Origin of the sequence: Streptomyces inhibens (assembly GCF_022221585.1) — a bacterium.
Taxonomy (GTDB): domain Bacteria; phylum Actinomycetota; class Actinomycetes; order Streptomycetales; family Streptomycetaceae; genus Streptomyces; species Streptomyces inhibens.
Genome location: NZ_CP084681.1, coordinates 6,426,454 through 6,452,545, shown reverse-complemented (window position 1 = coordinate 6,452,545; position 26,092 = coordinate 6,426,454). Strand labels below are relative to the sequence as shown.

The window sequence follows — 26,092 nt, the reverse complement described above, 5'->3', positions numbered from 1 at the left end:
CCCCGCCCCGCCGACCCGGGTCAGCCGGCCGCCGCTTCCACGGTCCCCCGGACGTGGCAGCCCGCCAGATGGTCGTTGACCAGGCCGCAGGCCTGCATCATCGCGTACGCGGTGGTCGGGCCGACGAAGCGGAAGCCGCGCTTCTTGAGGTCCTTGGCGAGCGCCGTGGACTCCGGGGTCGTCGGCTGCACATCGCCGACCGTGCGCGGCACCGGCCGGCCGGCCCGGTCGGGGGCGTAGGACCAGATCAGGTCGTCGAGCTCACCGGGGGCCAGCGCGGCGGCGACCTTGGCGTTGTTGATCGTCGCGGCGATCTTGGCGCGGTTGCGGATGATGCCGGGGTCGGCGAGCAGCCGTTCGGCGTCGGCGTCGGTGAACCGCGCCACCTTCGCGATCCGGAAGTCGGCGAACGCGGCACGGAAGCCGGGGCGGCGCCGCAGGATCGTGATCCAGGAGAGCCCGGACTGGAACGCCTCCAGGCTCATCCGCTCGAAGAGGGCGTCGTCACCATGGACCGGCCGGCCCCATTCGGTGTCGTGATAGGCGCGGTAGTCGGCCATCTGCTCCGACTCCATCCCCCACGGGCAGCGCGGGATGCCGTCCGGTGCCGTCACCACGCCGTTCATGCCTGCTCCTCGCCTTCGCGGGTCCCGCCGGGGGCCTGGGGCCGGCCGGCGGCTTCCCCGCCACCGCTCCCGGTCCCGGGCCGCGCATCCTCCACCGGCCCGATCAGGGGCGGGCCGTCCTGTATCAGCCCCGGGCCGCCCATGGCCGCGGCATGCGCACCGGCCAGCGCCGCCTCCAGCTCGGCGATCCGGGCGTCCCGCTCGGCCAGCTCGGCGCCCAGGCGGTCCAGGACGTCGTCGACCTCGTCCATCCGATAGCCGCGGACCGTCACCGGCAGACGGACGGCGTCCACATCGGCGCGGGCCACCGGGCGGTCGTCCGGCAGCGGGTCGTACAGCCGGTCCGGCTCGGCATCCCGCAGCCCACCGCCGTCACCGCCGCCGACGACCACGAGTGTGACCGCGGCCACCACCACGACCATCGCGATCAGCAAGAACCAGAACACGACCAACTCCCCGGACTATGTGCCTGCACTGATCGTGCCATGCGGGTCTGACAGTTAGGGTCGCTCCCGGACCATGGAGAGGGAGTCAGGGAATGCTGCGGCTGGGGAATCGCGAGTTCGGGGCGCATGAGTCGGTGATCATGGCGATCGTCAACAGAACCCCGGATTCGTTCTACGACCAGGGCGCCACGTTCCGCGACGAGCCCGCGCTCGCCCGCGTGGAACAGGCGGTGGCCGACGGCGCCGCGATCATCGACATCGGCGGCGTCAAGGCGGGCCCCGGCGAGGAGGTGAGCGCCGAGGAGGAGGTGCGGCGCACGGCCGGCTTCGTGGCCGAGGTGCGCAAGCGCTTCCCCGATGTGGTGATCAGCGTCGACACCTGGCGGCACGAGGTCGGCGAGGCGGTCTGCGAGGCCGGCGCGGATCTGCTCAACGACGCCTGGGGCGGCGTCGATCCCCGGCTCGCCGAGGTGGCGGCGCGCTATGACGTGGGCCTGGTGTGCACGCACGCGGGTGGCGCCGAGCCGCGTACCCGACCGCACCGGGTGGCGTACGACGATGTGATGGCGGACATTCTGCGGGTGACGCTCGGACTGGCCGACCGGGCCGTGGAGTTGGGCGTCCGGCGGGACGCGATCATGATCGATCCGGGGCACGACTTCACGAAGAACACCCGGCACAGCCTGGAGGCGACCCGCCGGCTGGGCGAGATGACGGAGACTCCCTGGCCGGTGCTGGTCTCGCTGTCCAACAAGGACTTCGTCGGCGAGACGCTCGACAAGCCGGTCAAGGAACGGGTGCTCGGCACCCTGGCGACCACCGCCGTCTCGGCCTGGCTGGGCGCCCAGGTCTACCGCGTCCACGAGGTCGCCGAGACCCGCCAGGTGCTGGACATGGTGGCCTCCATCGCCGGCCACCGGCCCCCGGCGGTCGCCCGCCGGGGACTGGCCTGAGGGCCCGCCGCCCGGCCCTAGATCCCGACCTCCTTCGTCACCAGCGCGATCGCCTCGTCCACGTCGTCGCTGAGGTGGAAGAGCTCCAGATCGTGCATCGACGCCTTGCCCTCGGCGATGAGGGTGTCGCGCAGCCAGTCGACCAGCCCGCTCCAGTAGGCCGTGCCGAACAGCACGATCGGGAAGCGGGTGACCTTACGGGTCTGCACGAGGGTGAGCGCCTCGAAGAGCTCGTCGAGGGTGCCGAGCCCGCCGGGGAGCACCACGAATCCGCGGGCGTACTTCACAAAGCAGGTCTTGCGGACGAAGAAGTACCGGAAGTCGACGCCGAGGTTCACGTAGTCGTTCATGCCCTGCTCGAAGGGCAGCTCGATGCCCAGCCCCACGGAGACCCCGCCGGCCTCGTTGGCGCCCTTGTTGGCGGCCTCCATGGCGCCGGGGCCACCGCCGGTGATCACCGCGAACCCGGCGTCGACCAGGGCGCGCCCGATCCGTACGCCGGCGTCGTACTCCTTGGAGTCGCGCGGCGTACGGGCCGAGCCGAAGACGCTGACGGCCGGGCCCAGCTCGGCCAGCGCGCCGAAGCCCTCGACGAACTCCGACTGGATGCGCATCACACGCCAGGGGTCGGTGTGCACCCACTCGGAGGGACCTTCGGAGTCCAGCAGCCGCTGGTCCGTGGTGCCGGCCTGCACCTGGTCCTGACGCCGCAGTACGGGACCCAGACGCTGCTCCTCGGGCACCGGTGCTCCCTCGGGACTGGCCATGACGTGCTCCCTCCGCAGACATATCGTTTGCCGTTTCAGCGTAGATCCACGGACGTGAAGCGCAGGGGAATTCGGCTGGACCTCGGTCCGGCGGCAGTCGGTCGGCCGCTGGTCCCCGGGACGGTCCGGGGTCGGGTCAGGCCGTGAGCCAGGCGCGCAGCCGCTCCTCGCAGTGCAGGATGCGGTCGACCTCGACCCGCTCGTCCTTCTTGTGCGCGAGCAGGGAGTAGCCGGGTCCGTAGTTGACGGCCGGGACGCCCAGGGCGCTGAAGCGGGAGACATCGGTCCAGCCGAACTTGGGCATCGCGGTGCCGCCGACGGACTCCATGAACGCCTTGGCCGCCGGGTGGGAGAGCCCCGGCAGCGCGCCCGGGGAGTGATCGTCGACGATGAATTCGTCCACCGGGCAGTCCGCGAAGACCTCGCGTACGTGGGCGATCGCCTCGTCGGGGGTGCGGTCGGGCGCGTAGCGGAAGTTGACGGTGACCGTGCAGGCGTCGGGGATGACGTTGTTGGCGACGCCGCCCTCGATGCGTACGGCGTTGAGGCCCTCGCGGTATTCGAGGCCGTCGATCACCGGGCGGCGCGGTTCGTAGGCGGCGAGCTTCGCCAGGATCGGGGCGGCGGCGTGGAGGGCGTTGGCGCCCATCCAGCTGCGGGCGGAGTGCGCGCGCTCGCCGGTGGTGCGCAGCAGGACCCGCAGGGTGCCCTGGCAGCCGCCCTCCACCTGGCCGTCGGAGGGCTCCAGGAGGACGGCGAAGTCGCCGACGAGCCAGTCGGGGTGGGCGTCGGCGACATGGCCGAGGCCGTTGAGGTGTGCGGCGACCTCTTCGTTGTCGTAGAAGACGAAGGTCAGGTCGCGGTTGGGTGCCGGGACGGTGGCGGCCATCCGCAGCTGGACGGCGACTCCGGACTTCATGTCGCAGGTGCCGCAGCCCCACAGGACGCCGTTCTCGTCGAGCCGGGAGGGCACATTGTCGGCGATCGGGACGGTGTCGAGGTGTCCGGCGAGCACCACCCGCTCGGCGCGGCCCAGGTTCGTACGGGCCACGACGTTGTTGCCGTACCGGTCGACGGTCAGATGCGGCAGCGCACGCAGGGCGTGCTCAACGGCGTCGGCGAGGTCCTTCTCGTTGCCGCTCTCGGACGGGAAATCGACGAGCTGCGCGGTCAGTGCCGCGGCGTCGAGCGACAGGTCGAGGGCGGGGTGGTCTGCGGAGCGCTCCATGGATCCGACCCTATCGGCAGCACTCCAGTACGGTGGGCTCGTGTCCGCCCAGCCCTCAGCCCCCATCCGCCGCAAGCGCCTGTGGCGTACCGCCGCGGCCTTCGCCGTACTGATCGGGCTGGCCGTCTACCTCGTGGTGCAGTACGTGACCGGCGGCCCGGGGGCGCCGCGCTGCACGGTGCGCGCCGAGGGCGATGCGAAGGCGTACGAGCTGTCGCCGGAGCAGGCCGCGAACGCCGCGACGATCTCGGCGGTGGCGTCCTCGCGCGGGCTTCCGGAGCGCGCGGTGACCATTGCGCTGGCCACCGCGATGCAGGAATCGGGGCTGCGCAACATCGACTTCGGCGACCGGGATTCGGTCGGACTCTTCCAGCAGCGGCCGTCCCAGGACTGGGGCACCGTGAAGCAGATCTTGGACCCGGTCTATTCGGCCGGGGAGTTCTACCGGCACCTGGCGAAGGTGCCCGGCTATTCCCGGCTGCCGTTGACCGTGGCCGCGCAGAAGGTGCAGCGCAGCGGCTATCCGCAGGCCTATGCGAAGCACGAGGCGAACGCCGCGCTGCTGACCGGCGCGCTGACCGGCCGCGATCAGGCCGCGATGAGCTGCACACAGAGCCGCCCGGTGGACGGACAGCCGGGCGGTGCCGCGAAGGTGCGGGAGAAGCTGGTGCGGGAGTTCGGCCCGGAGGTGCTGCCGCGGACGGACGGCGCCGGGGGGCGGAGCGCGGGCGGCGGGCGCGGGCTGACGGTGCCGGTGCGGCAGGCCGGGGCCGAGGGCGCTGACCCGCGGCGCGGCTGGGAGCTGGCGACGTGGGCGATCGCGCACTCCGCCGAGCTGCGCATCGAACAGATCTCTTACGCCGGCCGGACGTGGACGGCGGCGGATTCAGGGAAGGGCTGGCAGCGGAAGGCGGCCGGTTCGGCGGCGGCCGCGCGCGACGTTCGTATCATCACCGCGCAATAGTTTGCCGAGTCCCTCCAAAGGGGCATCGGCATCAATTCCCTTTAACCGTAAGGGAGTTGTTTCGGCAAAGTCGGCACACCCGGCCAATTCCCTTGTACGCAAAGGGCTGTGACGTTTCCGCAATCCGTCGGGGTGTGCACATATTGGCCGTCATTAGCCAGGGCCGATTATGTGATGCGTTACCAAGTCTTTACCGGAGTTCACCGCAACCTTCGGGGGTCTGACGCGGTAGTCAGTGCGTCCGCCCGGCGGACATGGCACATCTGTCAGAAGTACGAGTCCTTCTCCGTAAAAGGAGCACCATGTCCCTCCCCGTTACGCGTCGGATCGCCCGAGCCGCCCTGCTCGTCGCAGCAGGTGCCGCTCCCGTGGTCGCTGCGGCCGGTTCCGCGAGCGCCGTGGAACTGCCCGCCAAGACACCCGACCTCGGCGGACTGACGGCCCCCCTGGACTCCCAGAACACCAGCAAGACCCTCGACCGCACCGCGCACGACGGCGTCGGCCTGCTCAACGCGGCCGGCAACAAGGCGGCGACCAAGCTCGCCCCGGCGCTCGTCGAGACCGCCGGTCCCGTCGTCAAGAAGGCCATGCCGCTCACCCAGGGGGCCACCGACAAGGCGGAGAGCCTGGTCCGTCCGACCCTCAAGAACGGCCTCTCGACCAACACGCTGCCGCTCGACGTCGCCAAGGGGCTGCTCGGCGGGCCGGTCCAGAAGCTCGCCGGCGCGCCGGCCAAGGGCGGCCTGCTCGGCGGTCTGCCGCTCGGCGGGCGGTGACCGGCCGGTCCACCCGTACCGCGCGCAGGGGCCCGGGGAGTTCACTCTCCCCGGGCCCCTGCGCGCAGTCGTTCTCAGCCGCCGCTCACTCCGCCAGGCGGCGCACCGCGGCGTCCACCCGCTCGTCGGTGGCGGTGAAGGCGATCCGTACGAACCGCTCCCCCGCGGCGCCGTAGAACTCGCCGGGGGCGACGAGGATGCCGCGCTTGGCGAGAGCGCCGACGGTGTCCCAGCAGGGCTCGTCGCGGGTCGCCCAGAGGTAGAGCGACGCCTCGCTGTGCTCGATGCGGAAGCCCGCGGCCTCGAAGGCGGCGCGCAGCGCGGTGCGGCGGCGGGCGTAGCGCTCGCGCTGCTCGGCGACATGGACGGTGTCGCCCAGCGCCGCGACGGTGGCGGCCTGGACGGGCGCCGCGACCATCATTCCGCCGTGCTTGCGGATCTCCAGCAGTTCGCCGAGGACCGCGGCGTCGCCGACGAGGAAGGCGGCGCGGTAGCCGGCGAGGTTGGAGCGCTTGGAGAGCGAGTGGACGGCGACGATGCCGTCGTAGGAGCCGCCGCAGATGTCCGGGTGGAGTACCGAGACCGGGTCGGCCTCCCAGCCCAGTTCGAGGTAGCACTCGTCGCTGAAGAGCAGCACGCCGTGCTCGCGCGCCCAGGCGACGGTGCGGCGCAGCTCGTCGGCGCCGAGCACCCGGCCGGTGGGGTTGGACGGCGAGTTCAGCCAGAGCAGCTTCAGACCGCTGGGGTCCAGGTCCCAGGGATCGTCGTAGACGACCGGCTCGGCGCCGGCCAGGCGGGCGCCGACCTCGTACGTCGGGTAGGCCAGCCGCGGGTAGCCGACCTTGTCGCCGGGGCCGAGGCCCAGCTGGGTCGGCAGCCAGGCCACCAGCTCCTTGGAGCCGACGATCGGCAGCACGTTGGTGTGCTCCACACCCTGGGCGCCCAGACGGTCGGCGGCCCAGCCGGTGAGCGCGTCACGCAGCGCGGCGGTGCCCCACACCGTCGGATAGCCGGGGCTGTCGGCCGCACCGGTCAGCGCCTGCTGAACCACCGCGGGGACCGGGTCGACCGGGGTGCCGACGGACAGGTCGACGATGCCGTCGGCGTGGGCGGCGGCGGTGGTCTTGTACGGCTCCAGCCGGTCCCAGGGGAAGGCGGGAAGACGGTCGCGAAGCGACTCCGGCTGGGAAGACGATGCTGCGCCCACGGTGCTCTCTTTCTCGGTGGTGCAAGGACGCCGGCAAAACGCCACGGTCCCGTACGGCAAGCAGCCGTACGGGACCGGGCGGCGCCGTGCGGCTTCTCCCGGCTCACGCTGGGAGGTACCCCGACCGACATCGGAGGCAAGAGGGAGCGGGCGGGCTCCCCCTTGGTCCTCGGGTCGTTACTGGTTCTGCGGCGGCAGCGCTGCGATGAAGGGGTGGTCGCGCTCGATCAGGCCGAGCTTGCTGGCACCACCGGGCGAGCCGAGCTCGTCGAAGAACTCCACATTCGCCTTGTAGTAGTCCTTCCACTCCTCGGGGGTGTCGTCCTCGTAGAAGATCGCCTCGACCGGGCAGACCGGCTCACAGGCACCACAGTCGACACATTCGTCCGGGTGGATGTACAAGGACCGGGAGCCCTCGTAGATGCAGTCGACCGGGCACTCCTCGATGCACGCCTTGTCCTTGACGTCGACACAAGGCTGCGCGATGACGTAGGTCACGCTGTCGTTCCTCCTCGGTAGGGCCGGCGGACCGATTGGCAGTACCGCCGCAGGGCGCGCGGGAGCGCGGCGTCGTCGATGCCCGCCACCTAGTATCTCCGTTCCCGGGCACGAGACGAACAAGAGGGGCGGTTTGATCGATGGAATTCCTGGCCGGCGGTCGCGCTGAGGTCCGTATCACCCGTGCTGACGTGGGCAAAAGGGTATCCGTCCGGCGCCTGACCGGCGGCGTGGCGGGCGAAGGGGCGTTCACGGACGTGGTCGGGGTTCTCACATCATGGGACGAGGGTGTGCTGAGCATCACACGGCGCAGCGGCGAGTGCGTCGGGATCGAGGAGTCGTCGCTGGTCGCGGCCAAGGTGGTCCCCGCGGAACCGGCCCGCAGGAAGGGGCCGGCGGCCACCGCCCGTGAGCTTCAGCAGGTCGCGGCGCGCGGCTGGCCGGCCCTTGAGACGGAGCCTCTCGGTGAGTGGACACTGCGGGCGTCCGGGGGCTTTACCCGCCGGGCCAATTCCGTACTGCCCCTCGGGGACCCCGGGGTTCCGCTGGATGCGGCGCTGGAGCGGATCGTTCAGTGGTACGGCGAGCGCGGGCTGCCGCCGGTGATCGTGGTCGCCACCGGGCGCGCGGACGCCGGCGACGAGCTGGCCGCGCAGCTGGCGGAGCGGGGCTGGACCGACGAGCGGCACACCACCGTGCGGATCTCGGCGCTGGCACCGCTCGCCGACACTCCCCCTGACTCCACCGGGGGTGCCCCCACCCGCGTCGCGCTGACCCGGGAGCCGGGCGCGGACTGGCTGGCCCTGTACAACCGGACCGGCGAGACCGGCGGGCCCACCGCGGACGCGCTGAAGGTGCTGACCGGCGGCCCCTCGGTGTGGTTCGCGACGGTACGCGGCGCGGGCGGCGGGACGGCGGCGATCGGGCGGCTGGTCGTCGACGGGCGCTGGGCGGGTTTCTCGGCGATAGAGGTGGACCCGGCCGAGCGGCGTCAGGGGCTGGCCACGCTGGTGATGGCGGCGCTCGCCGAGCGGGCCCTGGACGAGGGCGCCTCGGCCGCATATCTGCAGGTCGAGACGGACAACGCGGGCGCCCTGGCGCTCTATGACCGGCTCGGTTTCACCGACCACCACGGCTACCACTACCGGCGTGCCCTGCCAGGCGGCCGGCGCTGAACGGGTATCCCTCTCGTATGCCCCAGGAACCCGAGCCGGAGCCGGGCGGCGGCCGTGCGGCGCGTCGGCAGCAGTTCGCCGAGGCCGCGCGCGAGGAGCGGCCCGATCTGGCGCTGCTGTGCCTGCTGCTCGCCGCCGAGGCCGATCCGGCGCTGGACGAGGCAGGCATCGACGAGGCGCAGATCGAGCTGGACCGGCTGGCCGGACTGCTTCCGTACGCCCCGGCAGGCGGCCCCGGCGCCTGGGCCCGCAACCTCGCCGAGCTGCTCGGCACCCGGTGCGGCTTCGGCGGCTCGCCCGCCGACTACCGGCGTCTGGAGTCATCGCTGCTGCACGAGGTACTGCGCCGCCGCCGGGGCCTGCCGATCCTGCTGTCGGTGGTGTGGATGGAGGTGGCGCGGCGGGCCGGCGCACCCGTTTACGGGCTGGCGCTGCCGGGCCATTTCGTCGTCGGCTTCGGGGATCCCTCCGGTACGCACGTGCTGGCCGATCCGTTCGCGGGCGGGCGGCTGCTCACCGACGAGGACGCGGCGCTGCTGGTCACGGGGGCGACCGGCGGGCGGCCGAGCGCGCAGATGACGGCGCCGGCCGATCCGCTGGAGATCGTGCTGCGGGTGCTCAACAACATCCGGGCCTGGGCGCAGGCGCGGCCGGAGCAGAGCGCGGTGCAGCTGTGGGCGCTGGACCTGTCGCTGCTGCTGCCGAGCCATCCGGCGCGGTTGCGCCATGAACGCGCCCAACTCCTCGTCCAGCGCGGTGAGTTCCTCGCGGGGGCGGCCGAGCTGGAGGAGTACGCACGGGTGGTGGAGGCCGTCGAGCCGGCCGGTGCGCTCGCGATCCGGCGTCAGGCCGCCGCGGCGCGCGCCATGCTCAACTGAGCGGCGGCGGGGGTGCGGCGGACGACCAGTGCGGTCGCATCGTCGAGGAGCTCGCCTCCGGTGAAGCGCTCCAGGTCGGCACGGAGCGTGCCGGCCAGCTCGGCGGGTTCCAGGTCCGTCCAGCCGGCCAGCCGCTCGGCCAGCGGGTAGAACTCGCCGTCCTTGCCGCGCGCCTCGGTCACCCCGTCCGTGCACAGCACGACCCAGTCCTTCGGCTCGGGGTGGACCCGTACGCTGCGGCGCGGCTCGCCGCTGAGCATGCCCAGGCCCAGCGGCAGCCCGCCCTCGCCTTCGCGGCGCTCGTAGACCTTGCCGTCGCGCACCAGGTAGTACGGGATATGGCCGCAGGACAGCACCCGGCCCTGCGCCGCGCCGACCGCGCCACGCACCTCCATCAGCAGCGCGGTGACAAAGCGCTCGTCGGTGCCCTGTTCGACCGAGCGGGTGTTGTAGCGGGCCAGCGTCTGCTCCATGCGCTCGGCCACCGACTCCAGCGAGTCCTCGTAGTACGCGGCCTCCCGGAACGACGCCAGCACCTCCATCCCCGCCCCGATCGCCGGCATGCCCTTGCCCTGCACATCGCCGATCATCAGCCGCAGCCCGTGCGGCGTGTCGATGGCCTCGTAGATGTCTCCGCCGACGCGGGCCCCCTCCTGGGCGGAGACATAGAAGCCGTACGCCTCGACCGGACCCGCGCTGAGCGGCAGCTCCCGCAGCATCGTCCGCTGCACCGTGTCGGCCACCAGGCTCGTCCGTGCGTGCAGCGCCTCCCGCTGCAGTCGGGTCCGGCACAGCATCACGGAGAAGGACGCCACCAGGACCGCGCCGAAGATGGCGACGATCCGGCTGGCGAGGGCCCAGTCGGGCACCGTGTAGGTGTCGACGTACGTCAGACACACGAGGTAGACGGCCGCCACCAGGAGTGTCTGCCGGTACGAGCAGCGCAGCGCGGCGTAGAGCGGAGCGATGCCCAGGAAGGCGGACTGGTGCAGCTCCGGGCCGATGTCGACCGCGTCCATGGTCGTGACGGCGGCGATCACAAGGATCAGCAGCACGGTGGCGTGGCGACCGCTCGCCGGGGGACGATTGGCAGGCATAACACTTCAAGCCTGCGGGACGCCGCCCGACACCGCACAGGGGCGAGGGTCCCAGGGGGTGACGGGGGCGATGGCCCCGGGGCGGGCCGCAGGGCCGGGGGCCGGGGTTCCTAGAGCCAGCCCTTGTCGCGGGCCGTGCGGAATGCCTCGGCGCGGTTGCGGGTGCCCGTTTTCTGGATGGCGGTGGAGAGGTAGTTGCGGACGGTGCCCTGGGACAGCTGCAGTGCGGCCGCGATCTCGGCGTTGGTGGACTCGGCGGCCACCCGCAGTACCTCCCGCTCGCGCTCGGTCAGCGGGCTGGCGCCGTCGGCGAGCGCGGCCGCCGCCAGCACCGGGTCGATCACCCGCTCACCGCGCAGCACCCGCCGTACCGCGTCCGCGAGCCGGGCAGCCGGGGCGTCCTTGACCAGGAAGGCATCGGCGCCCGATTCCATGGCACGGCGCAGATAGCCGGGGCGGCCGAAGGTGGTGAGGATGACGATCTTCACCCCGGGCAGCTCGTCACGCAGTGCGGCCGCCGCGTCCAGCCCGTTGATGCCGGGCATCTCGATGTCCAGCAGCGCGACATCCACGGCCTGCGCACGCGCCGCCGGAAGCACCTCGTCCCCGCGCGCCGCCTGTGCGACGACCTCCAGGTCCGCCTCCAGCGACAGCAGCGCGGCCAGCGCCTCCCGGACCATCGACTGGTCCTCGGCCAGCAGCACTCTGATCATGCGGGCCAGCTTAGGACGTACGGGGCATACAGGCCGCCGTATGGGTCATGCGGCCCGACGTGCGGGCCTACCGGACCGGTCCGGTAGGCGGGGTGCCGCGGCGGTACGCGGGCTCCGGCACCTCGTACCTACGCCGGGTCGTCGACGGGCTCGGGGGATATGTCCGGGGTGGCGGCGGCCTCGGCACCGGACAGGGTGGGCGCGCCCAGAGGGACGTAGGCGCGCAGGGCGAAGCCGTGGCCGCGGGGGGCGGGGCCGGTTTCCAGGCGGCCGTCGGCCAGGGCGAGGCGCTCGCGCAGACCGCTGAGGCCGTTGCCGTCCTGCCGGGCGCGGGGCGGGCCGGCGCCGTCGTCGAGCACGGCGAGGCACAGATAGCGGCGCTCGTCGGCCTCCCACTCCTCGGTCAGCAGCAGCTCACAGCGGCGGGCGCCGCTGTGCCGTACGACGTTGGTGACGGCCTCACGCAGCGCCCAGGCCAGCGCGCCCTCCTCGTCGGCGGCGAGGCCGCGGTGTTCGCCCTCCAGCGCCGGGTCGACAGTGACCGTGACCCCGGCGGTGCGCAGTGCGGCCCGGGCGCCGGCCAGTTCGACGACGAGCCGGGGGCGGCGGTAGCCGGTGACCGCCTCCCGGACGTCGACCAGCGCCTGTCTGCTGACCCGTTCGATGTCGGCGACCTGCCGGGCGGCGTCCTCGGGCCGGTCGGGCAGCATCCGCCCGGCCAGTTCGCTCTTGAGCGTGATCAGCGAGAGGGAGTGGCCGAGGAGGTCGTGCAGATCGCGGGCGAGGCGCAGCCGTTCGTCGTTGGCGGCGAGGCGGGCGACCTCCTGGCGGGCGGCGCGCAGCTCCGTGGTCGTACGGATCAGATACTGCACCCCGACCATCATGAAGCCGCTGCCCAGCGCGGGCAGTCCGTAGGCGAAGACGTAGTAGCTGCGGACCTCCGGATAGCTCGCCCCGACGGCGAGCAGGGTCGCGGTGACCAGCGGGATGGCCCAGCGGGACTGCTGCGAGGGCAGGACCACTCCGCAGGCCACGCTGGTGAAGATGAACAGCACCAGCCAGGAGAAGTCCAGCGTCGAAGACAGCGCGATGGACAGGGCCAGCATCACGGCCAGCGAGCCGTACTTCATCGGGCGGGTCAGTACCCGCCACATGTGCCGGAAGACCAGCGCGAAGTAGGAGAGAACGAAGAGCGCGAGACCGAGGCCGCCCCAGATCCGCTCGGCGGTGGACACCCCGGGCTCCAGCAGCCGGCCCACCGGCCCGGCCAGATACAGCAGCCAGACGCCGACCCACATCGTCTTGCCGAGGGCCTGGCGGCGGCTGTGGGGCGCCTGCCCGATCATCATGGGGTTGTGGTCCCCGGGCTCGCACTTCGTCTCCACCGGCCTCACGCCTTCCGGGTGTCCTTGCGGTACAGCCAGGCCGCGCCGCCGGCGAAGACCAGCAGATAGCCGACCAGGATGGCGATGTCCTTCACATGCGGTGCGCCGCCTGCCTCGACGGCGGTGCCGAGCGCCGCGTACGCATGCGTCGGGAGCCATTCGGCGATGTTCTGCACCCACTGCGGCAGAAGCGTCAGCGGCATCCACAGGCCGCCGAGGAACGCCAGGCCGAAGTAGCACAGCATCGCGATCGGCCGGACCGCGTCACCGGTGGCCATATAGCCGATGGCGACGCCCAGGGCGGCGAAGACGAAGCTGCCGAGCCAGGTGCCGGCGGCGATGGCGATCCACTGCCAGGCGTCGAGCCGTACGCCCTTGACGGCCGCGGCGACGATCATGACCAGCAGAATCGACGGCAGGCTGACGGTCGCGGCGGCGGCCATCTTGGCGGCGACATAGCCACGTCCGGGCAGAGCCGTCAGCCGCAGCTGCCGCACCCACCCCTTCTCGCGCTCCTTGGCGATGCGCTCGCTGTTGCCCAGCAGCACGGCGGTCATGGCACCGAATGCTGCCATGGAGACCATGTAGTAGAGCGCCATGTCCAGCTTCATGCCGGGGATCGGCTTGCTGTCCGCGGCGCCGGCGATGATCAGATACAGCAGCGGCGGATAGATCACCGAGAAGAACATGAACTTCTTGTTGCGCAGTGCGCGGACGATCTCCAGCTTGATCAGGGTGGTCATCGTGCCGTCTCCTCGGCGGTGGCGGGGGTCGCGTCGGACGCCGTGGTGAGGGCGAGGAAGGCCTGCTCCAGGCCGAGGCCGGCGACTTCGAGATGGTGCGGGTGGAGGCCGAGGCCGTAGAGGGCGTGCACGGTCGCGTCGGCGTCCTGGGACTGGATGCGGACGGTCCGGCGGCCGGAGCCCGCGGCGGAGCCGCTGTCGGACACGGCCAGGGAGGTCAGGAACGGCAGGCCGTGCAGCGCGTCGCGGTCGACCGGCTCGTCGAGGTCGAAGGTGATCCGGCGGGCGCCGGCCCTGGACTTGATCTCGGCGGAGGTGCCGTCGGCCAGCACCCGGCCGCGGTGCAGCACGATCACCCGGTCGGCGATCTCGTCGGCCTCTTCGAGGTAGTGCGTCGCGAACAGGACCGTACGGCCCTGCTGGGCCTGCCGGCGCATCGCGCCCCAGAAGGTCTGCCGGGCCGAGACATCCATGCCGGTGGTCGGCTCGTCCAGCACGATCAGGTCGTTTGCACCCGCGGTGGCGAGGGCGAACCGCACCCGCTGCTCCTGGCCGCCGGAGAGCTTGTCGACCATGCGGTCGGCGATCTCGGTGATGCCGGCGGTGGCCAGGATCTGGTCCAGCGGATAGCCGCGTGGATGCAGATCGCGGGCCACCTTGATCAGCTCCTTGACCTTGACGCCCTCCATCAGGCCGCCGCTCTGCAGCATCGCGCCGACCTTGCCCTGCTCTATGGCGCGTTGCGGGGTCGTGCCGAACAGGGTGACGGTGCCGGAGTCGGCGCCGCGCAGCCCGAGGAGCAGGTCGAGGGTGGAGGACTTGCCCGCGCCGTTCGGGCCGAGGAGGGCGACGGTCTCTCCCGGATGCAGCTCCAGATTCAGGTCGGCCACCGCGCGCACCGCGCCGTAACTCTTGTTGACCTGCCGGAAGCTGACCACGGGTGCCCGGCCCGCCTCCTGGGCGGTGGTGGCTTCGGTGATCGCTGCGGTCGTCATGCCTTTGAGCTTCACGGATCCGCGAACCACGCGGCAGTGCCGGGTGTATGCACTCTGCCATGACATCTGTCATGGCAGAGGCCCCCCAGGGGCCTTCTCGGGGTGCTCCGAGAAGACGCCCTGTGGGGGCCTCTTACCTGCGATTTCGCGCCGTGCGGCGGTCGGTTGCCGTACGTGGTGGCGGTCAGCCGGACGGCGGCGGTCAGCTGCCGTTCGTCCCGATGGCCTGGATCCGCTCGGCCGGAGTGGTGCCGAGCAGGGCCTTGCCGACCGCGCTCGCCACCTCCTCGACGCTGACCGGGTGCTTGGAGCCGTCGCCCTTGGTCACCAGGACACCGTTGAAGGTGTCGCCGTAGAGCTGCTTGAGGGCGGGCCGGTCGTAGTACGGCACCAGATCGCCGTTGACGATCTTGAAGGACAGGAACTTCGGGATGGACTTCTGCGGGCTGAAGGAGACCGCATGCGTCGCGTCCGTACGGACCGTCACCAGGCCGGACATCGCGGGCTCGGCGAACTGCTTCATCGCCTTGTCCACCGCGGCCTTGCTGACCTGCGGCTGCTGGGTGCTCGCGGCCAGCACCACCGGTGTGTCGGTGCCGGTCGTGGCGCGCTCGCGGTAGGCGTCGGCGACCTTGTCCTTGGACGCCTTCACATCGATCGCCTTGTGGGGCGCGCCGTAATGCGGCACCGCCTTGCCGTTCTCGAAGGTGATCCCGCCGTCCTGGGCGGCGCCCGCGGGCCCGGCGACGTTCTGCAGCGCGATCTGCAGCTTCTCGTCGTCGACGATCATCGCCGGCTTGGCCGTACGGTTGACGCCGAACAGCGAGCCGATGACGGAGACCGGGTTGTAGTCCCGGCCGGCCGCGTTACGGACCGTCATCTGCGGATCGATGTCCAGGCCCGCCTTGGTGGGCTGGAGGGTCTCGGACTTGCCGTCGACGGTGAGCTTGAGCGGCGCGGTGCGACGGTCCTTGAGCGCCGCCTCCAGCTTCTTGACGGCCGCTTCCTTGGTGGTGCCGCCGATGTCCACGCCGAGCGCGGTGGTGCCGTTGGGCACATCCGCGTGGTCGAGCAGCAGACCGGCACCGTAGGCGACGCCGGCCAGCACCACGACGGCGACGCCCAGGAGAACGAGCTTGTTGCGGCCCTTCTTGGGCGGGTTGATCGGCTCGGGGATCTTGGGCCGCGGCTTGGGCACCGCGCTCTCGCCCTCGCCGGCCGGGGCCGTCGCGAACGGCGACGGGGACGACGGCCCGTCGGCCCCGGGGATCTTCGGGATGCCGCTGACCAGAGTGTCGCCGGAGACCCGGTCGGGGCCGCCGAGGGCGCCGCTCTGCGGGCCGCCCTTGGGGCCGTTCTTCGCCCCGCGCTTGCCCTTCGGGGCGCCGGGCGCCGGGGCGCTTTGACCACCGGGCAGTCCGCCGGCGATCCCGCCGCCGGCACCGAGGCCGCTGCCGGGCCCGGCGAGCGGCGCGGGCGGCTGCGGGGTGAGCTCCGCGGTGTCGTCGCTGATCTGGGGCGTGCCGCCGGTGCCCGTCACCGGGTCGCTGAAGCCGGGCGGGAGGTTGAGCGCGGAGTCCCCGCGGGCCGGCCCGGTCGTCGGGCCGCTCGGGCCGCCGGCCGGGGCGTCGAAGGGGCTGTGGTCACGGGCGGGCCCGGTGGGGGCGTCGAACGGCGACGCGCCACCGTGTGCCGCGCCGTCGAACGGCGAGCCGCCGCCCCGCGGGCCGCCGTCGAAGGGCGAGGCGCCGTTCTGCCGGGCAGCGCCGTCGAACGGCTGGGGGTACCTCCCAGCGGTAGCTGGGGGAGCGCCGCCCTGCGGGGCCTGGTTGTCGGAGAAGTACGGCAGATCGGGGCGCTGCGGAGGCGTGGCGTCCGACGGGCCGCGCGGCGGGGTCGCACCGCCCGGCGCTGCCGGCGCCGCATGGGACCCGGTGGTCGACGACTGACCGGCCGCGCCGCTCTGCGGCTTGCGCGGCGCGAACCACTCGCTGGCCTTCTCGGGCCGGCCACCCGCTGCGGCCTGGTCCGCCGGCGCGTCGGGCCGGGGCGTGTTCGCCGTACGCTCCGCGCTCCGCTCGCTGCCGCGGGCGGGCCGGGGCGTGCCCCGGGAACCCCCGGAACCAGCCGATGCGTTCATGCCGGACTCCTCACCGACGGGCTTGCGCACGACGACCGGCGGGATGGGGCGCGACCCCGGAATGTTGATCTTGATCCGCGTCGTCAGCGTGGTCTCGGTTTTGGGCTCCTCCGGCCGCGCCGCCGCACCGGGCGTCAGCGCCTCGTCGGCATCTCCCCTGGGCGAGCCGTACGGCGGCGTCCCGGACGGGTACGCGGCTCCGCCACGGCCCTGGGGGCCGGAGGACGAACTGTCAGATTCACGACTCAAAGCAGGTTCTCCCGGTTGGCTCCGCCGCTCGTCAGAGATGATCCCCGGCCGGAAGCCGGGGGGTGCCCCCAGGGCGGCGCGACGGCGCGCACCACCATACTGTCCGCCGCGGGCGGACACCCGGGGAGCGTACGAACACCGCCGCCACGGGCGAAACCCCGGTACCGGGGCCGATCACCCGCACCCGCGCGGCATCCGTCCCGGTATGGACCACGTCATCCGCCAACTCGGCCGTGTTGTATGCCCGTAGCGCGCACCTGGGCAGCGGTGGCGCAGATCACAGCGACCAGGATGCCGCCCAGGAGGAAGATGTACGACCCGAGCCCCGCACCGAAGAGAAAGTCACCTTCCGGCCGGACATCGCTGAGCAGCACGAACACGGTCACCAGCCAGGCCGCGCCGGGCACCAGCACACCCGCCGGCGTACCGGTCGCCCTGGCGCCGCCGTAGAACAGGCCGCCGACGCCGAACAGCGCGAGAACCAACCCGCCCGGGAACCAGGCCGCTTGCACCAGCGTCCCGGCGAACGCGACCAGGACGCCCGCGACCAGGAGCAGCACATATATGCCGATCCGTCCCGGCGTCAGCGGTGCGGACAGCGCGGCACCGGCCCTCGGTGTCACGGGAGCGCCGGACCGCGCCTGAGGACGGGCGCCGGACGCACCGCCCGAGCCCGCCCGCGACCGCCCGCCCTTGCCCGAGGGTCCGCCGTTCTTGCCGGCGGCCGCACCGTCTTTCCCGTCACCGGCCGACCCCCCGCCCTTCGCCGTGCTCATTCCGCCGCCTCCTCGATCCGGGCACTCTCCTCCATACCCACCATTTCGCCAATACCCGCGAACAGGTCGTCCTCGCGTTCGCCGGCAGCGGCGCCCGGGTCACCGTGCACCAGCAGATAGTGCTCCGTACCGAAGAGCGGCTGCCCCAAGTCGTTGGAGAGCGCGAAGAACGGTCCGTCGACCGCGATCTGGGTGTAGTGGGCGCGCATCGCCGCGGCCTTCGCGGCCGCATACGCCGGGTCGCCGGTGATGGACGCCGTCACATCGGAGTCCGGCACCACCCCCGGCACATCGTCCACGGTGGCGATTCCGGGGAAGCTGTGACCGGTGGCGCGCAGCCGCTCGAAGCCCTCCTCGACCTGGGAACGGGGGTTGCAGTTCCAGTAAATCTTCCCGATCGCATACGCGCCGCCCAGCTCGGGGCGGAAATCCGCCCGCGCGGCGAGCTCGGCGCCGCGCATGGCGACGCGGTGCGCCTGGATGTGGTCGGGGTGCCCGTATCCGCCATTCGGGTCATAGGTGACCAGGACCTGCGGTCGGACCTCGCGGATGACGGCCACCAGGTCGGCGGCCGCCTCGTCGAGCGGGGCCTGCCAGAAGGACTCCGGCCGCTCGTTCTGGGGGGCGCCCATCATCCCGGAGTCGCGGTAGCGGCCCGGAGCGCCGAGGAGGCGGTGGTCGGTGACGCCGAGCGCCTCCATCGCGGCGGCCAGCTCGTCGGCGCGGTACGGGCCCAGGGTGTCGTCGCGGTCCGACGCGAGAGGGGCGAGCTCGGGCGGGATGACCTCACCCTCCTCGCCGAGCGTGCAGGTCACCAGGGTCACCAGCGCGCCCTCGGCCGCGTACTTGGCCATGGTCACGCCATTGTTGATCGACTCGTCGTCGGGGTGCGCGTGCACCAGCAGGAGACGGCGGGCGGGGATGTCGCTGCGATGCGCGGCAGCTCCGCCGGGGGCGGTGGCGGGCCGGGGGTACCTCCCAGCGGTAGCTGGGGGAGGGTGGGCGGTCATGCGGACAGCCTACGAGCCGGCCGGTCCGCCTTCACCATGCGATCCGGGCCGCCCGGCGCACACCCGATCAACGTACGGGTGCACGGCGGGCGAGCCCGGCCGGCGACGGATCAGAGCTTGATGTTCCCGAGCATGCTGGCGACGTTCGTGGTCAGCTGCTTGACTGTCGGCGCGATGGACGAGCTGGCCAGATAGAAGCCCAGCAGCATGCAGACAAAGGCATGCGCGGCCTTCAGTCCGGACTTCTTGACCAGCAAGAAGACGATGATCGCCAGCAGCACCACCGCCGAAATCGAGAGTGCCACGGCGGCTCACCTCCAAGTACCTACGGTCCGGACAGAGTTGATGGCGCACGGACCGTCTGCACGGACCGCGCACCGGGGTATGCCAAAGGCTCTTTACCCCGTACCCACTATGCGCAAGGGATCATAACTTTCCGTGCTAGCGCATAAGTCGGAGCACGGAAGCAGAGCGGGGGCGCACACGATCTTCACGAGCGCGACCGCAGTGAGCCCGCCCCCCTTCAGCGCCTGTCCGGGCGATCGACGTCGGACCCGGCCCTGATCGGGCGAGCAGGCTCTAGGCTCGGCCCCATGACCGGACTGCCTTCGTTTCCCCGGCAATATGCCCGTACTCAGCGCTTCACTCTGGGCGCACCGCGCGGCTTCGCGATCTCCCCGGACGGCGCGCGCGTCGTCTTCCTCCGTTCCGGTTCCGGTACCGACCGCAGCCAGCAGCTGTGGGTACTCGACCTGGAAGCGGACCGGGAGTTCACAGCCGCCGATCCGCAGGCCTTGTTCGCCGGCGCGGAGGAGGACCTCCCCCCGCAGGAGCGGGCCCGCCGCGAGCGCAGCCGGGAGAGCTCGGCCGGCATCGTCGGCTATGCGGCGGACTCCGCCGTGGAGTTGGCGGCGTTCACCCTCTCCGGCCGGCTCTTCGTCTCCGAGCTGCGGGCCGGCACCACGCGTGAACTCCCGGTCCACGGGCCGGTGGTGGACCCCCGCCCGTCACCGGACGGCCGGCAGGTGGCCTTTGTGGCGGAGGGCCGGCTGAGGGTGGTCGCGGTGGACGGCGCCACCACGTCGGACGAGCGTGACGGCGGCCCCGTGGCCGCGGACCGTACGCTGGCCGTGCCCGACGGGCCCGAGGTGACCTGGGGCCTCGCGGAGTTCATCGCCGCCGAGGAGATGGGCCGCTACCGGGGCTTTTGGTGGTCGCCGGACAGCGACGCCGTGCTGGCCGCGCGGGTCGACGAGTCACCGGTGCGCCGCTGGTGGATCTCCGACCCCGCGCATCCGGACCGCGAGCCGACCCAGGTCGCGTACCCGGCGGCCGGCACCGCCAACGCCGAGGTCACCCTGGCGCTCTTCGGCCTGGACGGTTCGCGCACCGACATCAGCTGGGACACCGCGCGCTACCCCTATCTCGCCCGCGTCCACTGGTCGTCGGCCGGCCCGCCGCTGCTGCTCGTCCAGTCCCGCGACCAGCGCGACCAGCGCTATCTGACCGTCGACACCGCGACCGGCACGACCACCACGGTGCACGAGGACGAGGACGAGGTGTGGGTCGAGCCGTTCCCCGGGGTGCCGGCCTGGACGCCGGACGGCCGGTTGGTGCGGATCGCGGACGAGGGCGGCGCCCGCAAGCTGTTCGTCGGCGACCGGCCGCTGACCGGGGCGCCGCTGCACGTCCGGGCCGTCCTGGACATCGGCGAGGAGGATGTCCTCTTCTCCGCGAGCGGCACCGAGATGCATGACATCGGCGTCTATCGCGCGTGGTTCCGCGGCAGCGGGGACCAGGGCGGCTGGGAGCGGGTGGGCGCGCGCCCGTATCCGACGGTGTCCTCGGCGGTGCGCGGCGGGGCGCTGACCGTGCTGTCCCAGGCGTCGCTGGAGCGGCCGGGCGCCCAGGTGGACGTGGTGCGGCTGGATCCGGACGGCGGCGAGAAGACCCTCGCCACGATCGGTTCGTACGCCGAGGAGCCGACGCTGACCGCCCGGCCGCGCCTCGTACTGGCCGGGGAGCGGGAGATTCCGTGCGCGGTGCTGCTGCCCGGCGGATATACGGAGGACGACGGTCCGCTGCCGGTGCTGCTGGACCCGTACGGCGGTCCGCACGGCCAGCGGGTGGTCGCCGGACACAATGCCCATCTGACCTCCCAGTGGTTCGCCGACCAGGGCTTCGCGGTGATCGTCGCGGACGGCCGGGGCACCCCGGGCCGCTCCCCCGCGTGGGAGAAGGCGGTCTCCCGCCGTATCGCCGAGGTCGCGCTGGACGACCAGGTCCATGCGCTCCAGGCGTTGGCCGGATCCTTTCCCCTGGACCTGACACGGGTGGCCATCCGCGGCTGGTCCTTCGGCGGCTATCTCGCGGCGCTGGCCGCGCTGCGCCGCCCCGATGTCTTCCACGCGGCGGTGGTGGGCGCGCCGGTGACCGACCTGCGGCTGTACGACACCCACTATCAGGAGCGGTACCTCGGCCACCCGGACGAGGAGCCGGCGGTCTACGCCGAGAACTCGCTGATCACGGACGAAGGGCTGTCCGGAGCGGTGGAGCCGCACCGTCCGATGCTGATCGTGCACGGCCTCGCGGACGACAACGTGGTGGTGGCGCACTCGCTGCGGCTGTCCTCGGCACTGCTGGCGGCGGGCCGCCCGCACGAGGTGCTGCCGCTGTCCGGGGTGACCCATATGACGCCCCAGGAGCAGGTGGCCGAAAACCTGCTGCTGCTCCAGGTCGACTTCCTCAAGCGGTCGCTGGGGATGCCGTCCTGATACGGCGGCGCCTCGCCGGAACCGCCGAGCCCGTCCCACGAGCCTGCTGACGGGCCCGCTCACCAGCCCGGCGGGAGCGTGGACGGCGGGGGCGGGGCGTGCGGTGGCCGCGCCTCGCCCGGGGCGGAGCCGTACGCCCGCACCTCGTCCGCGCTCGCGGAGGGGCCGGGTACGCCGGGCCGGGCCGCCGCGATCAGCGCGGCCAGCCCGGCGGTCGCCACCCCCGCCGCGATGCCCAGCTCCAGCTGGGCCCCGGCCGGCAGCCCGGCGAGGCGGCCGAACTCCCCGGTGCGTACGGCGAGGGCGAGCGCCAGGGCCCCGTGGACGCACAGCAGCGCGGCCGCCGTCATCGCCGCGGGCCGCACCCAGGACGCCCGGCGCAGCGCGGCGGCAGCGGCGCCCAGGGCCAGCAGGGCGAGCGCCGCCGACTGCCAGTGCGCCGGGGGCTGCAGCAGGGCGCGGAAGACGGAGGCGTCGCCGAGCAGTCCCTTGCGGTAGCCCTCCGCGCCGAGCCGCACCCGCCGGTGGATCTCCCAGCCGGCGACGGCGAGTCCGGCGGTGCCCAGGAGGAAGGCGGCGGTGCGGGCCGGCCCCTTGTGCGGCCGTCCGGGCGGGCCGGGGTCCGCTCCGTACGCCGCCGCGTGGACGACTCCGTACGCCGATGAGGCCCCCTCCGGCAGTCCGTGGGCGAAGCGCCCCGTGTGCCTACCCGTTCGGCCGCCCGGCCGCCGGCCCGCCGCGACCACCACGATCAGTACGAGCGCCAGCGTCAGCTGGGCGAGGGCGGTCAGCCGCGCCCACCTCGTGAGGTCCGCATCCAGCCCCTGGAGCCACCCCGCGCCCAGGATCCAGACCAGCGGGGTCCGCAACAGGACGGTGGCGGCCGCGACGGAGAGCAGTGCGCCCGCGGCCACGGCGGGGGCGACGGCGGTGCGCAGTGCGGCGATCGCGGTGCCGAGCGCGCCGAGTACCAGCAGCGGGTCGAGCGCCGAGGTGGCCCAGGCGGTGAACTCCCGTGGCCGGCGCGCCTCTCCGAGCCAGGTCCACCAGATGTCCGCGCCGTGCTGGGCGATGGCGAGATCCCGGATGATCCAGCCCGCGCTGAGCAGCGCGAGCAGCAGGCAGACCAGCGCGCCGGTGCCGCGTGCACCGCGGGTGAGAACGCTGTCCCGAACCTTGGACACGGCCAGCCCCCCGTCCGTGTCGAAGTGCCTGGGTGGCGAAAGGGCGCCCCGGCATACGAGGCGTCTACCGCAGGTCTACTCCTGTCCCGGCCCCGGGACAACACACCCCTGAGGGAGCGGTGGACGAAATCCGTGCAAACGACAACCGGCCGGGGCGCCACCTGGCGTCCCGGCCGGTCCACGGCACCCGCACGGCCGTACGTTGTTCATCATGGCGCGTCCGTATATCGGTGTTGCGACAGTGAAGTTGCCTTCATGTTAAAGCGGTTAGTGACGATATGTCCCCCATGCCGTATATCCCGCCCACCTGTCAAGCACGCCCGGGCGTCAATCTGCGCAATCTTCGCTCAAGAAGTAGACGACCTGTTCGCAAGCACACCCGATCCCCTTGACTCCGCCATAAATCACTTGCGAAAGTCCGCACATCCGGCGGTGCGAATCGGCGCCGCTTCACGTTCCAAGAGAACTCGGCGCGGGGGCACTTCGCGATGACTAGTCCATCCCAGACCGCGGCTACCAAGTCCGACACCCAAGGACTCGGGCCCGAAGGTCTGAAGAAGGAAAAGAAGGGCAAGGGGGGTGCGCTCGTCGGCCGATCCCCCGGCCAATTGATGTGGACGCGCTTCAAACGCGACCGTACCGGCATGGTCTGCGCGATCGTCGTGCTCGCCTTCTTCGTCATCGCGGCGTTGGCACCGGTGATCGGATCGCTGTACGGCAAGGACCCGTACACGCTCTACGGGAACGAAGACCCCAACCTCTTCGACGAGTTCGGGTACCCCGCCGGCGCCAACGGCGGAATCTCCCCCGAGCACTGGTTCGGCATCGAACCGTCCCTCGGCCGCGATGTGTTCATGCAGCTGATCTACGGAATGCGGATGTCGCTCGGCATCTCCGTCGCGGTGACCATCCTGACCGTGATCACGGGCATTGTCATCGGTGTGACGGCCGGCTACGTCGGCGGCAAGACCGACTACTTCCTGAGCCGCGTGATCGACTTCCTGCTGGCCTTCCCGAGCCAGCTGACGTTCGTGGCCTTCATGCCGATCGTGGTGGCGCTCTTCGTGCCCCCGGGCGATGAGACCCCGACCTATGTGCGGGTCTGCGCGCTGATCATCGTGCAGTGGTTCCTGGGCTGGATGGGTCTTGCGCGACTGCTCCGAGGGCAGGTGCTCTCCCTGCGGGAGCGGGAGTTCGTCGAGGCCGCGAAGATCACCGGCGCCTCTCCCTGGCGGATCATCCGCAAGGAACTGCTGCCGAACGTCGTCACTCCGGTGCTGGTGCAGAGCACCTACATGCTGCCCCTCTTCGTGACCGCAGAGGCGGGCCTGTCCTTCCTCGGCGTCGGCATCATCGAACCGACCCCCGACTGGGGCCGGCTTTTCCAGGCGGGTGCGCGTTACTACGAGAACGACCCCTCCTTCCTGCTCTTCCCCGCCGTGGCCATGCTGATCTTCGTGCTGTGCTTCAACCTGCTCGGAGACTCGGTACGCGACGCCTTCGATCCCAAGTCCGGGCGCTGATCGTCCGCTTGAGGGGGGCTTGCTGTCACCCCTGCCGGGCCTGCCCGGGACGTCAGACAGCACATCTGGACACCAAACTGACAGGCAGGTGCTTGGAACTCATGAACGCACTTTCTACGCGCAGAGCACGCGCGGTGATCGTGGCCCTCGCGGCCGGTTCACTCGCGCTCACCGGCTGCAGCAGCGGCGGCAGCTCCGGCAAGGACAAGTCGCAGACGGACGCCGACGCCGCGGCCCAGGCCAAGGCGATCCCGATGGGCACCGCCGCCGACTCCACCGGACCGGCGGTCGCCGTCAAGGGCGCCCACTCCGGCGGCACCATCCGCGTGTACCAGCGTGACAGCTTCAACCACCTGGACCCGGGCCAGATGTACGTCAGCGACATGAAGGCGCTGTCGCAGCTGATCTTCCGCGGGCTGACCGCCTTCAAGCAGGACGACAAGGGCAACGCGAAGGTGGTCGGCGACCTCGCCACCGACGCCGGCCAGATGTCCGACGGCGGCAAGACCTGGAAGTACACGCTCAAGGACGGCATCAAGTTCGAGGACGGCAAGCCGATCACCTCGAAGGACATCCGTCACTCCATAGAGCGGCTGTACGCCACGTTCATCACCGACGGTCCGACCTACATCCAGACCTGGCTGTCGGGCGCCGGCACGACCTACCGCAAGGCGCTGCCGGACGGTCCGTACAAGGGCGACCACCTGCCCAAGAGCGTGCTGGACACGCCGGACGAGAAGACCGTCATCTTCCACTTCAAGCAGCCGCAGTCGCAGCTGCCGTACGCGCTGACGATGCCGGGCTACAGCGTGGTCCCGGACAGCGCCAAGGACACCAAGGACGCCTACGACGTGGCGCCGGTGACCTCCGGCCCGTACAAGATCGCGTCGTTCAAGTCCGGCAAGTCCATGCAGCTGGTCCGGAACAAGAACTGGGACCCGAAGACGGACCCGATGCGCACCGCGTACCCGGACGGCTACAACTTCACCTTCAACCACCAGGCGTCGGACTCCACCAAGCGCCTGATGGCCGACCAGGGTGAGGCCAAGAACGCGGTGAGCCTCACCAACGCGGTCGAACCCACGCTGACGAAGAACGTGCTGGACAACCCGAGCGCGAGCAAGCGCCTGGTGCAGGGCTACCAGCCCTACGTCTGGCAGATGAACTTCAACATGGACCGCATCAAGGACAAGAAGATCCGCGATGCGATCACCTACGCGCTGCCGAGCCAGCAGATCGTCCGGATCAACGGCGGCAGCTACGGCGGTGAGATCGCCGGCGGTCTGCTCGCCCCGACCGTCGCGGGCTACAAGAAGGGCTACGACCCCTACGGCAAGCTGACGCACCCCAACGGCGAGCCGGAGAAGGCCAAGAAGCTCCTCAAGGAGGCCGGCAAGACGGGCATGAAGCTCGTCTACGCCTACTCCAACACCGAGGCGCGCCAGAAGGAAGCCGTCGTCATCGAGGACGCGCTGACCAAGGCCGGCTTCAACGTGCAGAAGAAGGAGGTCGACGCCGCCTCCTGGTACGAGCAGATGGGCAAGGTCGACAACGGCTTCGACATCTACATGACCGGCTGGGGCCAGGACTGGCCGGACGCCTCGACCGTGATCCCGCCGTCGTACGACGGCACCACGATCCAGGACGGCGCCTCGAACTACTCCCACATCAACGACAAGCACGTGAACTCCGAGATCGCCCGCATCTCCAAGATCACGGACGTCGCCAAGGCGACCGAGGAGTGGCAGAAGCTGCACCAGTACATCGTGGAGAAGGTCAACCCGGCCGCGCCGGTCTTCTACACCAAGATGCTCCAGCTGTACGGCTCGAACATCGGCGGCGCCCGCTACAACATGGACGTCAGCTACCTCGACCCGAACACCCTGTTCCTGAAGAAGTAGTGGCAGCGACCACTACAGGAACAGACCTCGTCTGACGAAGGCACTCCGGACGGCGCGCACACGGCGGAACGCGCGCCCTCCGGG

At 71.5% G+C, this 26,092-nt stretch carries 24 protein-coding genes; 8 read left to right on the top strand and 16 right to left on the bottom strand.

The genetic code is table 11. The features are described 5' to 3' along the window. Positions 1–20: 20 nt before the first annotated feature. Both KI385_RS29335 and KI385_RS29330 read right to left on the bottom strand, forming a co-directional pair. On the bottom strand, positions 21–626 hold the full coding sequence (locus KI385_RS29335; RefSeq protein WP_281066920.1) for a DNA-3-methyladenine glycosylase I: 606 nt from the start codon (positions 624–626) through the stop codon (positions 21–23). Next, a complete protein-coding gene (locus KI385_RS29330; RefSeq protein WP_238575141.1) occupies positions 623–1,072 on the bottom strand; it encodes a DivIVA domain-containing protein in 450 nt (149 codons plus the stop codon). The genes KI385_RS29335 and KI385_RS29330 overlap by 4 nt, the downstream gene beginning before the upstream one ends. Positions 1,073–1,164: 92 nt before the next feature. Here KI385_RS29330 and folP point away from each other — a divergent pair, with 92 nt between their 5' ends. Continuing rightward, the gene (gene folP / locus KI385_RS29325; RefSeq protein WP_238575140.1) at positions 1,165–2,025 is read left to right on the top strand and encodes a dihydropteroate synthase; all 861 of its coding nucleotides are present in this window, start codon (positions 1,165–1,167) and stop codon (positions 2,023–2,025) included. Between the two features lie 17 nt (positions 2,026–2,042). On the opposite strand, the gene KI385_RS29320 is transcribed toward folP, so the two are convergent. Both KI385_RS29320 and dapE read right to left on the bottom strand, forming a co-directional pair. After that, positions 2,043–2,792 carry an LOG family protein gene (locus KI385_RS29320; protein ID WP_238575139.1) on the bottom strand — a complete coding sequence of 250 codons (750 nt, stop codon included), beginning with the start codon at positions 2,790–2,792 and terminating at the stop codon, positions 2,043–2,045. Between the two features lie 136 nt (positions 2,793–2,928). Then, entirely contained in the window at positions 2,929–4,020 is a 1,092-nt protein-coding gene (gene dapE / locus KI385_RS29315; RefSeq protein ID WP_238575138.1) for a succinyl-diaminopimelate desuccinylase, read from the bottom strand. A gap of 40 nt (positions 4,021–4,060) precedes the next feature. Here dapE and KI385_RS29310 point away from each other — a divergent pair, with 40 nt between their 5' ends. Both KI385_RS29310 and KI385_RS29305 read left to right on the top strand, forming a co-directional pair. Next, positions 4,061–4,984, top strand: a complete 924-nt coding sequence (locus KI385_RS29310; RefSeq protein WP_238575137.1) for a VldE C-terminal domain-containing protein — start codon at positions 4,061–4,063, stop codon at positions 4,982–4,984. A 302-nt stretch (positions 4,985–5,286) separates the two neighbouring features. Then, positions 5,287–5,760, top strand: coding sequence for an ATP-binding protein (locus KI385_RS29305; protein ID WP_238575136.1), 474 nt, complete (start codon positions 5,287–5,289; stop codon positions 5,758–5,760). An 85-nt stretch (positions 5,761–5,845) separates the two neighbouring features. On the opposite strand, the gene dapC is transcribed toward KI385_RS29305, so the two are convergent. Next, positions 5,846–6,967 carry a succinyldiaminopimelate transaminase gene (dapC, locus tag KI385_RS29300; protein WP_238575135.1) on the bottom strand — a complete coding sequence of 374 codons (1,122 nt, stop codon included), beginning with the start codon at positions 6,965–6,967 and terminating at the stop codon, positions 5,846–5,848. A 177-nt stretch (positions 6,968–7,144) separates the two neighbouring features. Further along, the gene (gene fdxA / locus KI385_RS29295; protein WP_018089397.1) at positions 7,145–7,465 is read right to left on the bottom strand and encodes a ferredoxin; all 321 of its coding nucleotides are present in this window, start codon (positions 7,463–7,465) and stop codon (positions 7,145–7,147) included. Positions 7,466–7,605: 140 nt separating this feature from the next. Here fdxA and KI385_RS29290 point away from each other — a divergent pair, with 140 nt between their 5' ends. Beyond that, positions 7,606–8,640 carry a GNAT family N-acetyltransferase gene (locus KI385_RS29290; protein ID WP_238575134.1) on the top strand — a complete coding sequence of 345 codons (1,035 nt, stop codon included), beginning with the start codon at positions 7,606–7,608 and terminating at the stop codon, positions 8,638–8,640. 17 nt (positions 8,641–8,657) lie between these two features. Continuing rightward, positions 8,658–9,518, top strand: coding sequence for a transglutaminase-like domain-containing protein (locus KI385_RS29285; RefSeq protein WP_238575133.1), 861 nt, complete (start codon positions 8,658–8,660; stop codon positions 9,516–9,518). On the opposite strand, the gene KI385_RS29280 is transcribed toward KI385_RS29285, so the two are convergent. The 9 genes from KI385_RS29280 to KI385_RS29240 all read right to left on the bottom strand — a co-directional run bounded on the left by KI385_RS29280 (position 9,485) and on the right by KI385_RS29240 (position 18,931). Further along, positions 9,485–10,615: a PP2C family protein-serine/threonine phosphatase gene (locus KI385_RS29280; protein ID WP_238575132.1), complete on the bottom strand. Its 1,131-nt coding sequence runs from the start codon at positions 10,613–10,615 to the stop codon at positions 9,485–9,487. The genes KI385_RS29285 and KI385_RS29280 overlap by 34 nt on opposite strands. A 110-nt stretch (positions 10,616–10,725) precedes the next feature. Further along, a complete protein-coding gene (locus tag KI385_RS29275) occupies positions 10,726–11,328 on the bottom strand; it encodes a response regulator transcription factor (protein WP_238575131.1) in 603 nt (200 codons plus the stop codon). 128 nt (positions 11,329–11,456) lie between these two features. Next, positions 11,457–12,677 carry a sensor histidine kinase gene (locus KI385_RS29270; RefSeq protein ID WP_238577898.1) on the bottom strand — a complete coding sequence of 407 codons (1,221 nt, stop codon included), beginning with the start codon at positions 12,675–12,677 and terminating at the stop codon, positions 11,457–11,459. 41 nt (positions 12,678–12,718) lie between these two features. Next, the gene (locus KI385_RS29265; protein WP_238575130.1) at positions 12,719–13,456 is read right to left on the bottom strand and encodes an ABC transporter permease; all 738 of its coding nucleotides are present in this window, start codon (positions 13,454–13,456) and stop codon (positions 12,719–12,721) included. Further along, positions 13,453–14,451 carry an ABC transporter ATP-binding protein gene (locus KI385_RS29260; RefSeq protein ID WP_238575129.1) on the bottom strand — a complete coding sequence of 333 codons (999 nt, stop codon included), beginning with the start codon at positions 14,449–14,451 and terminating at the stop codon, positions 13,453–13,455. Before KI385_RS29260 ends, KI385_RS29265 begins: the two co-directional genes overlap by 4 nt. Before the next feature lie 202 nt (positions 14,452–14,653). Further along, positions 14,654–16,840, bottom strand: coding sequence for a hypothetical protein (locus tag KI385_RS29255; RefSeq protein ID WP_238575128.1), 2,187 nt, complete (start codon positions 16,838–16,840; stop codon positions 14,654–14,656). A gap of 215 nt (positions 16,841–17,055) precedes the next feature. Beyond that, a complete protein-coding gene (locus tag KI385_RS29250) occupies positions 17,056–17,616 on the bottom strand; it encodes a DUF6113 family protein (protein WP_238575127.1) in 561 nt (186 codons plus the stop codon). Next, a complete protein-coding gene (gene mshB / locus KI385_RS29245; RefSeq protein WP_238575126.1) occupies positions 17,613–18,626 on the bottom strand; it encodes an N-acetyl-1-D-myo-inositol-2-amino-2-deoxy-alpha-D-glucopyranoside deacetylase in 1,014 nt (337 codons plus the stop codon). The genes KI385_RS29250 and mshB overlap by 4 nt, the downstream gene beginning before the upstream one ends. A 110-nt stretch (positions 18,627–18,736) precedes the next feature. Then, a complete protein-coding gene (locus KI385_RS29240) occupies positions 18,737–18,931 on the bottom strand; it encodes a hypothetical protein (RefSeq protein ID WP_128503026.1) in 195 nt (64 codons plus the stop codon). 288 nt (positions 18,932–19,219) lie between these two features. Here KI385_RS29240 and KI385_RS29235 point away from each other — a divergent pair, with 288 nt between their 5' ends. After that, positions 19,220–21,400 carry a S9 family peptidase gene (locus KI385_RS29235; RefSeq protein WP_238575125.1) on the top strand — a complete coding sequence of 727 codons (2,181 nt, stop codon included), beginning with the start codon at positions 19,220–19,222 and terminating at the stop codon, positions 21,398–21,400. Between the two features lie 59 nt (positions 21,401–21,459). Here KI385_RS29235 and KI385_RS29230 read toward each other — a convergent pair whose 3' ends face one another. After that, positions 21,460–22,584: a hypothetical protein gene (locus tag KI385_RS29230; protein ID WP_238575124.1), complete on the bottom strand. Its 1,125-nt coding sequence runs from the start codon at positions 22,582–22,584 to the stop codon at positions 21,460–21,462. Between the two features lie 488 nt (positions 22,585–23,072). Here KI385_RS29230 and KI385_RS29225 point away from each other — a divergent pair, with 488 nt between their 5' ends. Both KI385_RS29225 and KI385_RS29220 read left to right on the top strand, forming a co-directional pair. Further along, positions 23,073–24,107, top strand: a complete 1,035-nt coding sequence (locus tag KI385_RS29225) for an ABC transporter permease (protein ID WP_281066919.1) — start codon at positions 23,073–23,075, stop codon at positions 24,105–24,107. Between the two features lie 101 nt (positions 24,108–24,208). Beyond that, complete coding sequence (locus KI385_RS29220) at positions 24,209–26,008, top strand: ABC transporter substrate-binding protein (protein ID WP_238575123.1); 1,800 nt, start codon at positions 24,209–24,211, stop codon at positions 26,006–26,008. Positions 26,009–26,092: the final 84 nt, after the last annotated feature.

Excerpts from the sequence above, each read along its gene's own strand:
- KI385_RS29285 (WP_238575133.1), top strand. The coding sequence starts at position 8,658 with ATGCCCCAGGAACCCGAGCCGGAGCCGGGCGGCGGCCGTGCGGCGCGT.
- KI385_RS29280 (WP_238575132.1), bottom strand. The coding sequence starts at position 10,615 with ATGCCTGCCAATCGTCCCCCGGCGAGCGGTCGCCACGCCACCGTGCTG.
- KI385_RS29260 (WP_238575129.1), bottom strand. The coding sequence starts at position 14,451 with ATGACGACCGCAGCGATCACCGAAGCCACCACCGCCCAGGAGGCGGGC.
- KI385_RS29250 (WP_238575127.1), bottom strand. The coding sequence starts at position 17,616 with ATGAGCACGGCGAAGGGCGGGGGGTCGGCCGGTGACGGGAAAGACGGT.
- mshB (WP_238575126.1), bottom strand. The coding sequence starts at position 18,626 with ATGACCGCCCACCCTCCCCCAGCTACCGCTGGGAGGTACCCCCGGCCC.
- KI385_RS29275 (WP_238575131.1), bottom strand. The coding sequence starts at position 11,328 with ATGATCAGAGTGCTGCTGGCCGAGGACCAGTCGATGGTCCGGGAGGCG.
- KI385_RS29220 (WP_238575123.1), top strand. The coding sequence starts at position 24,209 with ATGAACGCACTTTCTACGCGCAGAGCACGCGCGGTGATCGTGGCCCTC.
- KI385_RS29320 (WP_238575139.1), bottom strand. The coding sequence starts at position 2,792 with ATGGCCAGTCCCGAGGGAGCACCGGTGCCCGAGGAGCAGCGTCTGGGT.
- folP (WP_238575140.1), top strand. The coding sequence starts at position 1,165 with ATGCTGCGGCTGGGGAATCGCGAGTTCGGGGCGCATGAGTCGGTGATC.
- dapE (WP_238575138.1), bottom strand. The coding sequence starts at position 4,020 with ATGGAGCGCTCCGCAGACCACCCCGCCCTCGACCTGTCGCTCGACGCC.
- KI385_RS29265 (WP_238575130.1), bottom strand. The coding sequence starts at position 13,456 with ATGACCACCCTGATCAAGCTGGAGATCGTCCGCGCACTGCGCAACAAG.
- KI385_RS29335 (WP_281066920.1), bottom strand. The coding sequence starts at position 626 with ATGAACGGCGTGGTGACGGCACCGGACGGCATCCCGCGCTGCCCGTGG.
- KI385_RS29305 (WP_238575136.1), top strand. The coding sequence starts at position 5,287 with ATGTCCCTCCCCGTTACGCGTCGGATCGCCCGAGCCGCCCTGCTCGTC.
- KI385_RS29225 (WP_281066919.1), top strand. The coding sequence starts at position 23,073 with ATGACTAGTCCATCCCAGACCGCGGCTACCAAGTCCGACACCCAAGGA.
- KI385_RS29290 (WP_238575134.1), top strand. The coding sequence starts at position 7,606 with ATGGAATTCCTGGCCGGCGGTCGCGCTGAGGTCCGTATCACCCGTGCT.
- KI385_RS29270 (WP_238577898.1), bottom strand. The coding sequence starts at position 12,677 with ATGATGATCGGGCAGGCGCCCCACAGCCGCCGCCAGGCCCTCGGCAAG.
- KI385_RS29235 (WP_238575125.1), top strand. The coding sequence starts at position 19,220 with ATGACCGGACTGCCTTCGTTTCCCCGGCAATATGCCCGTACTCAGCGC.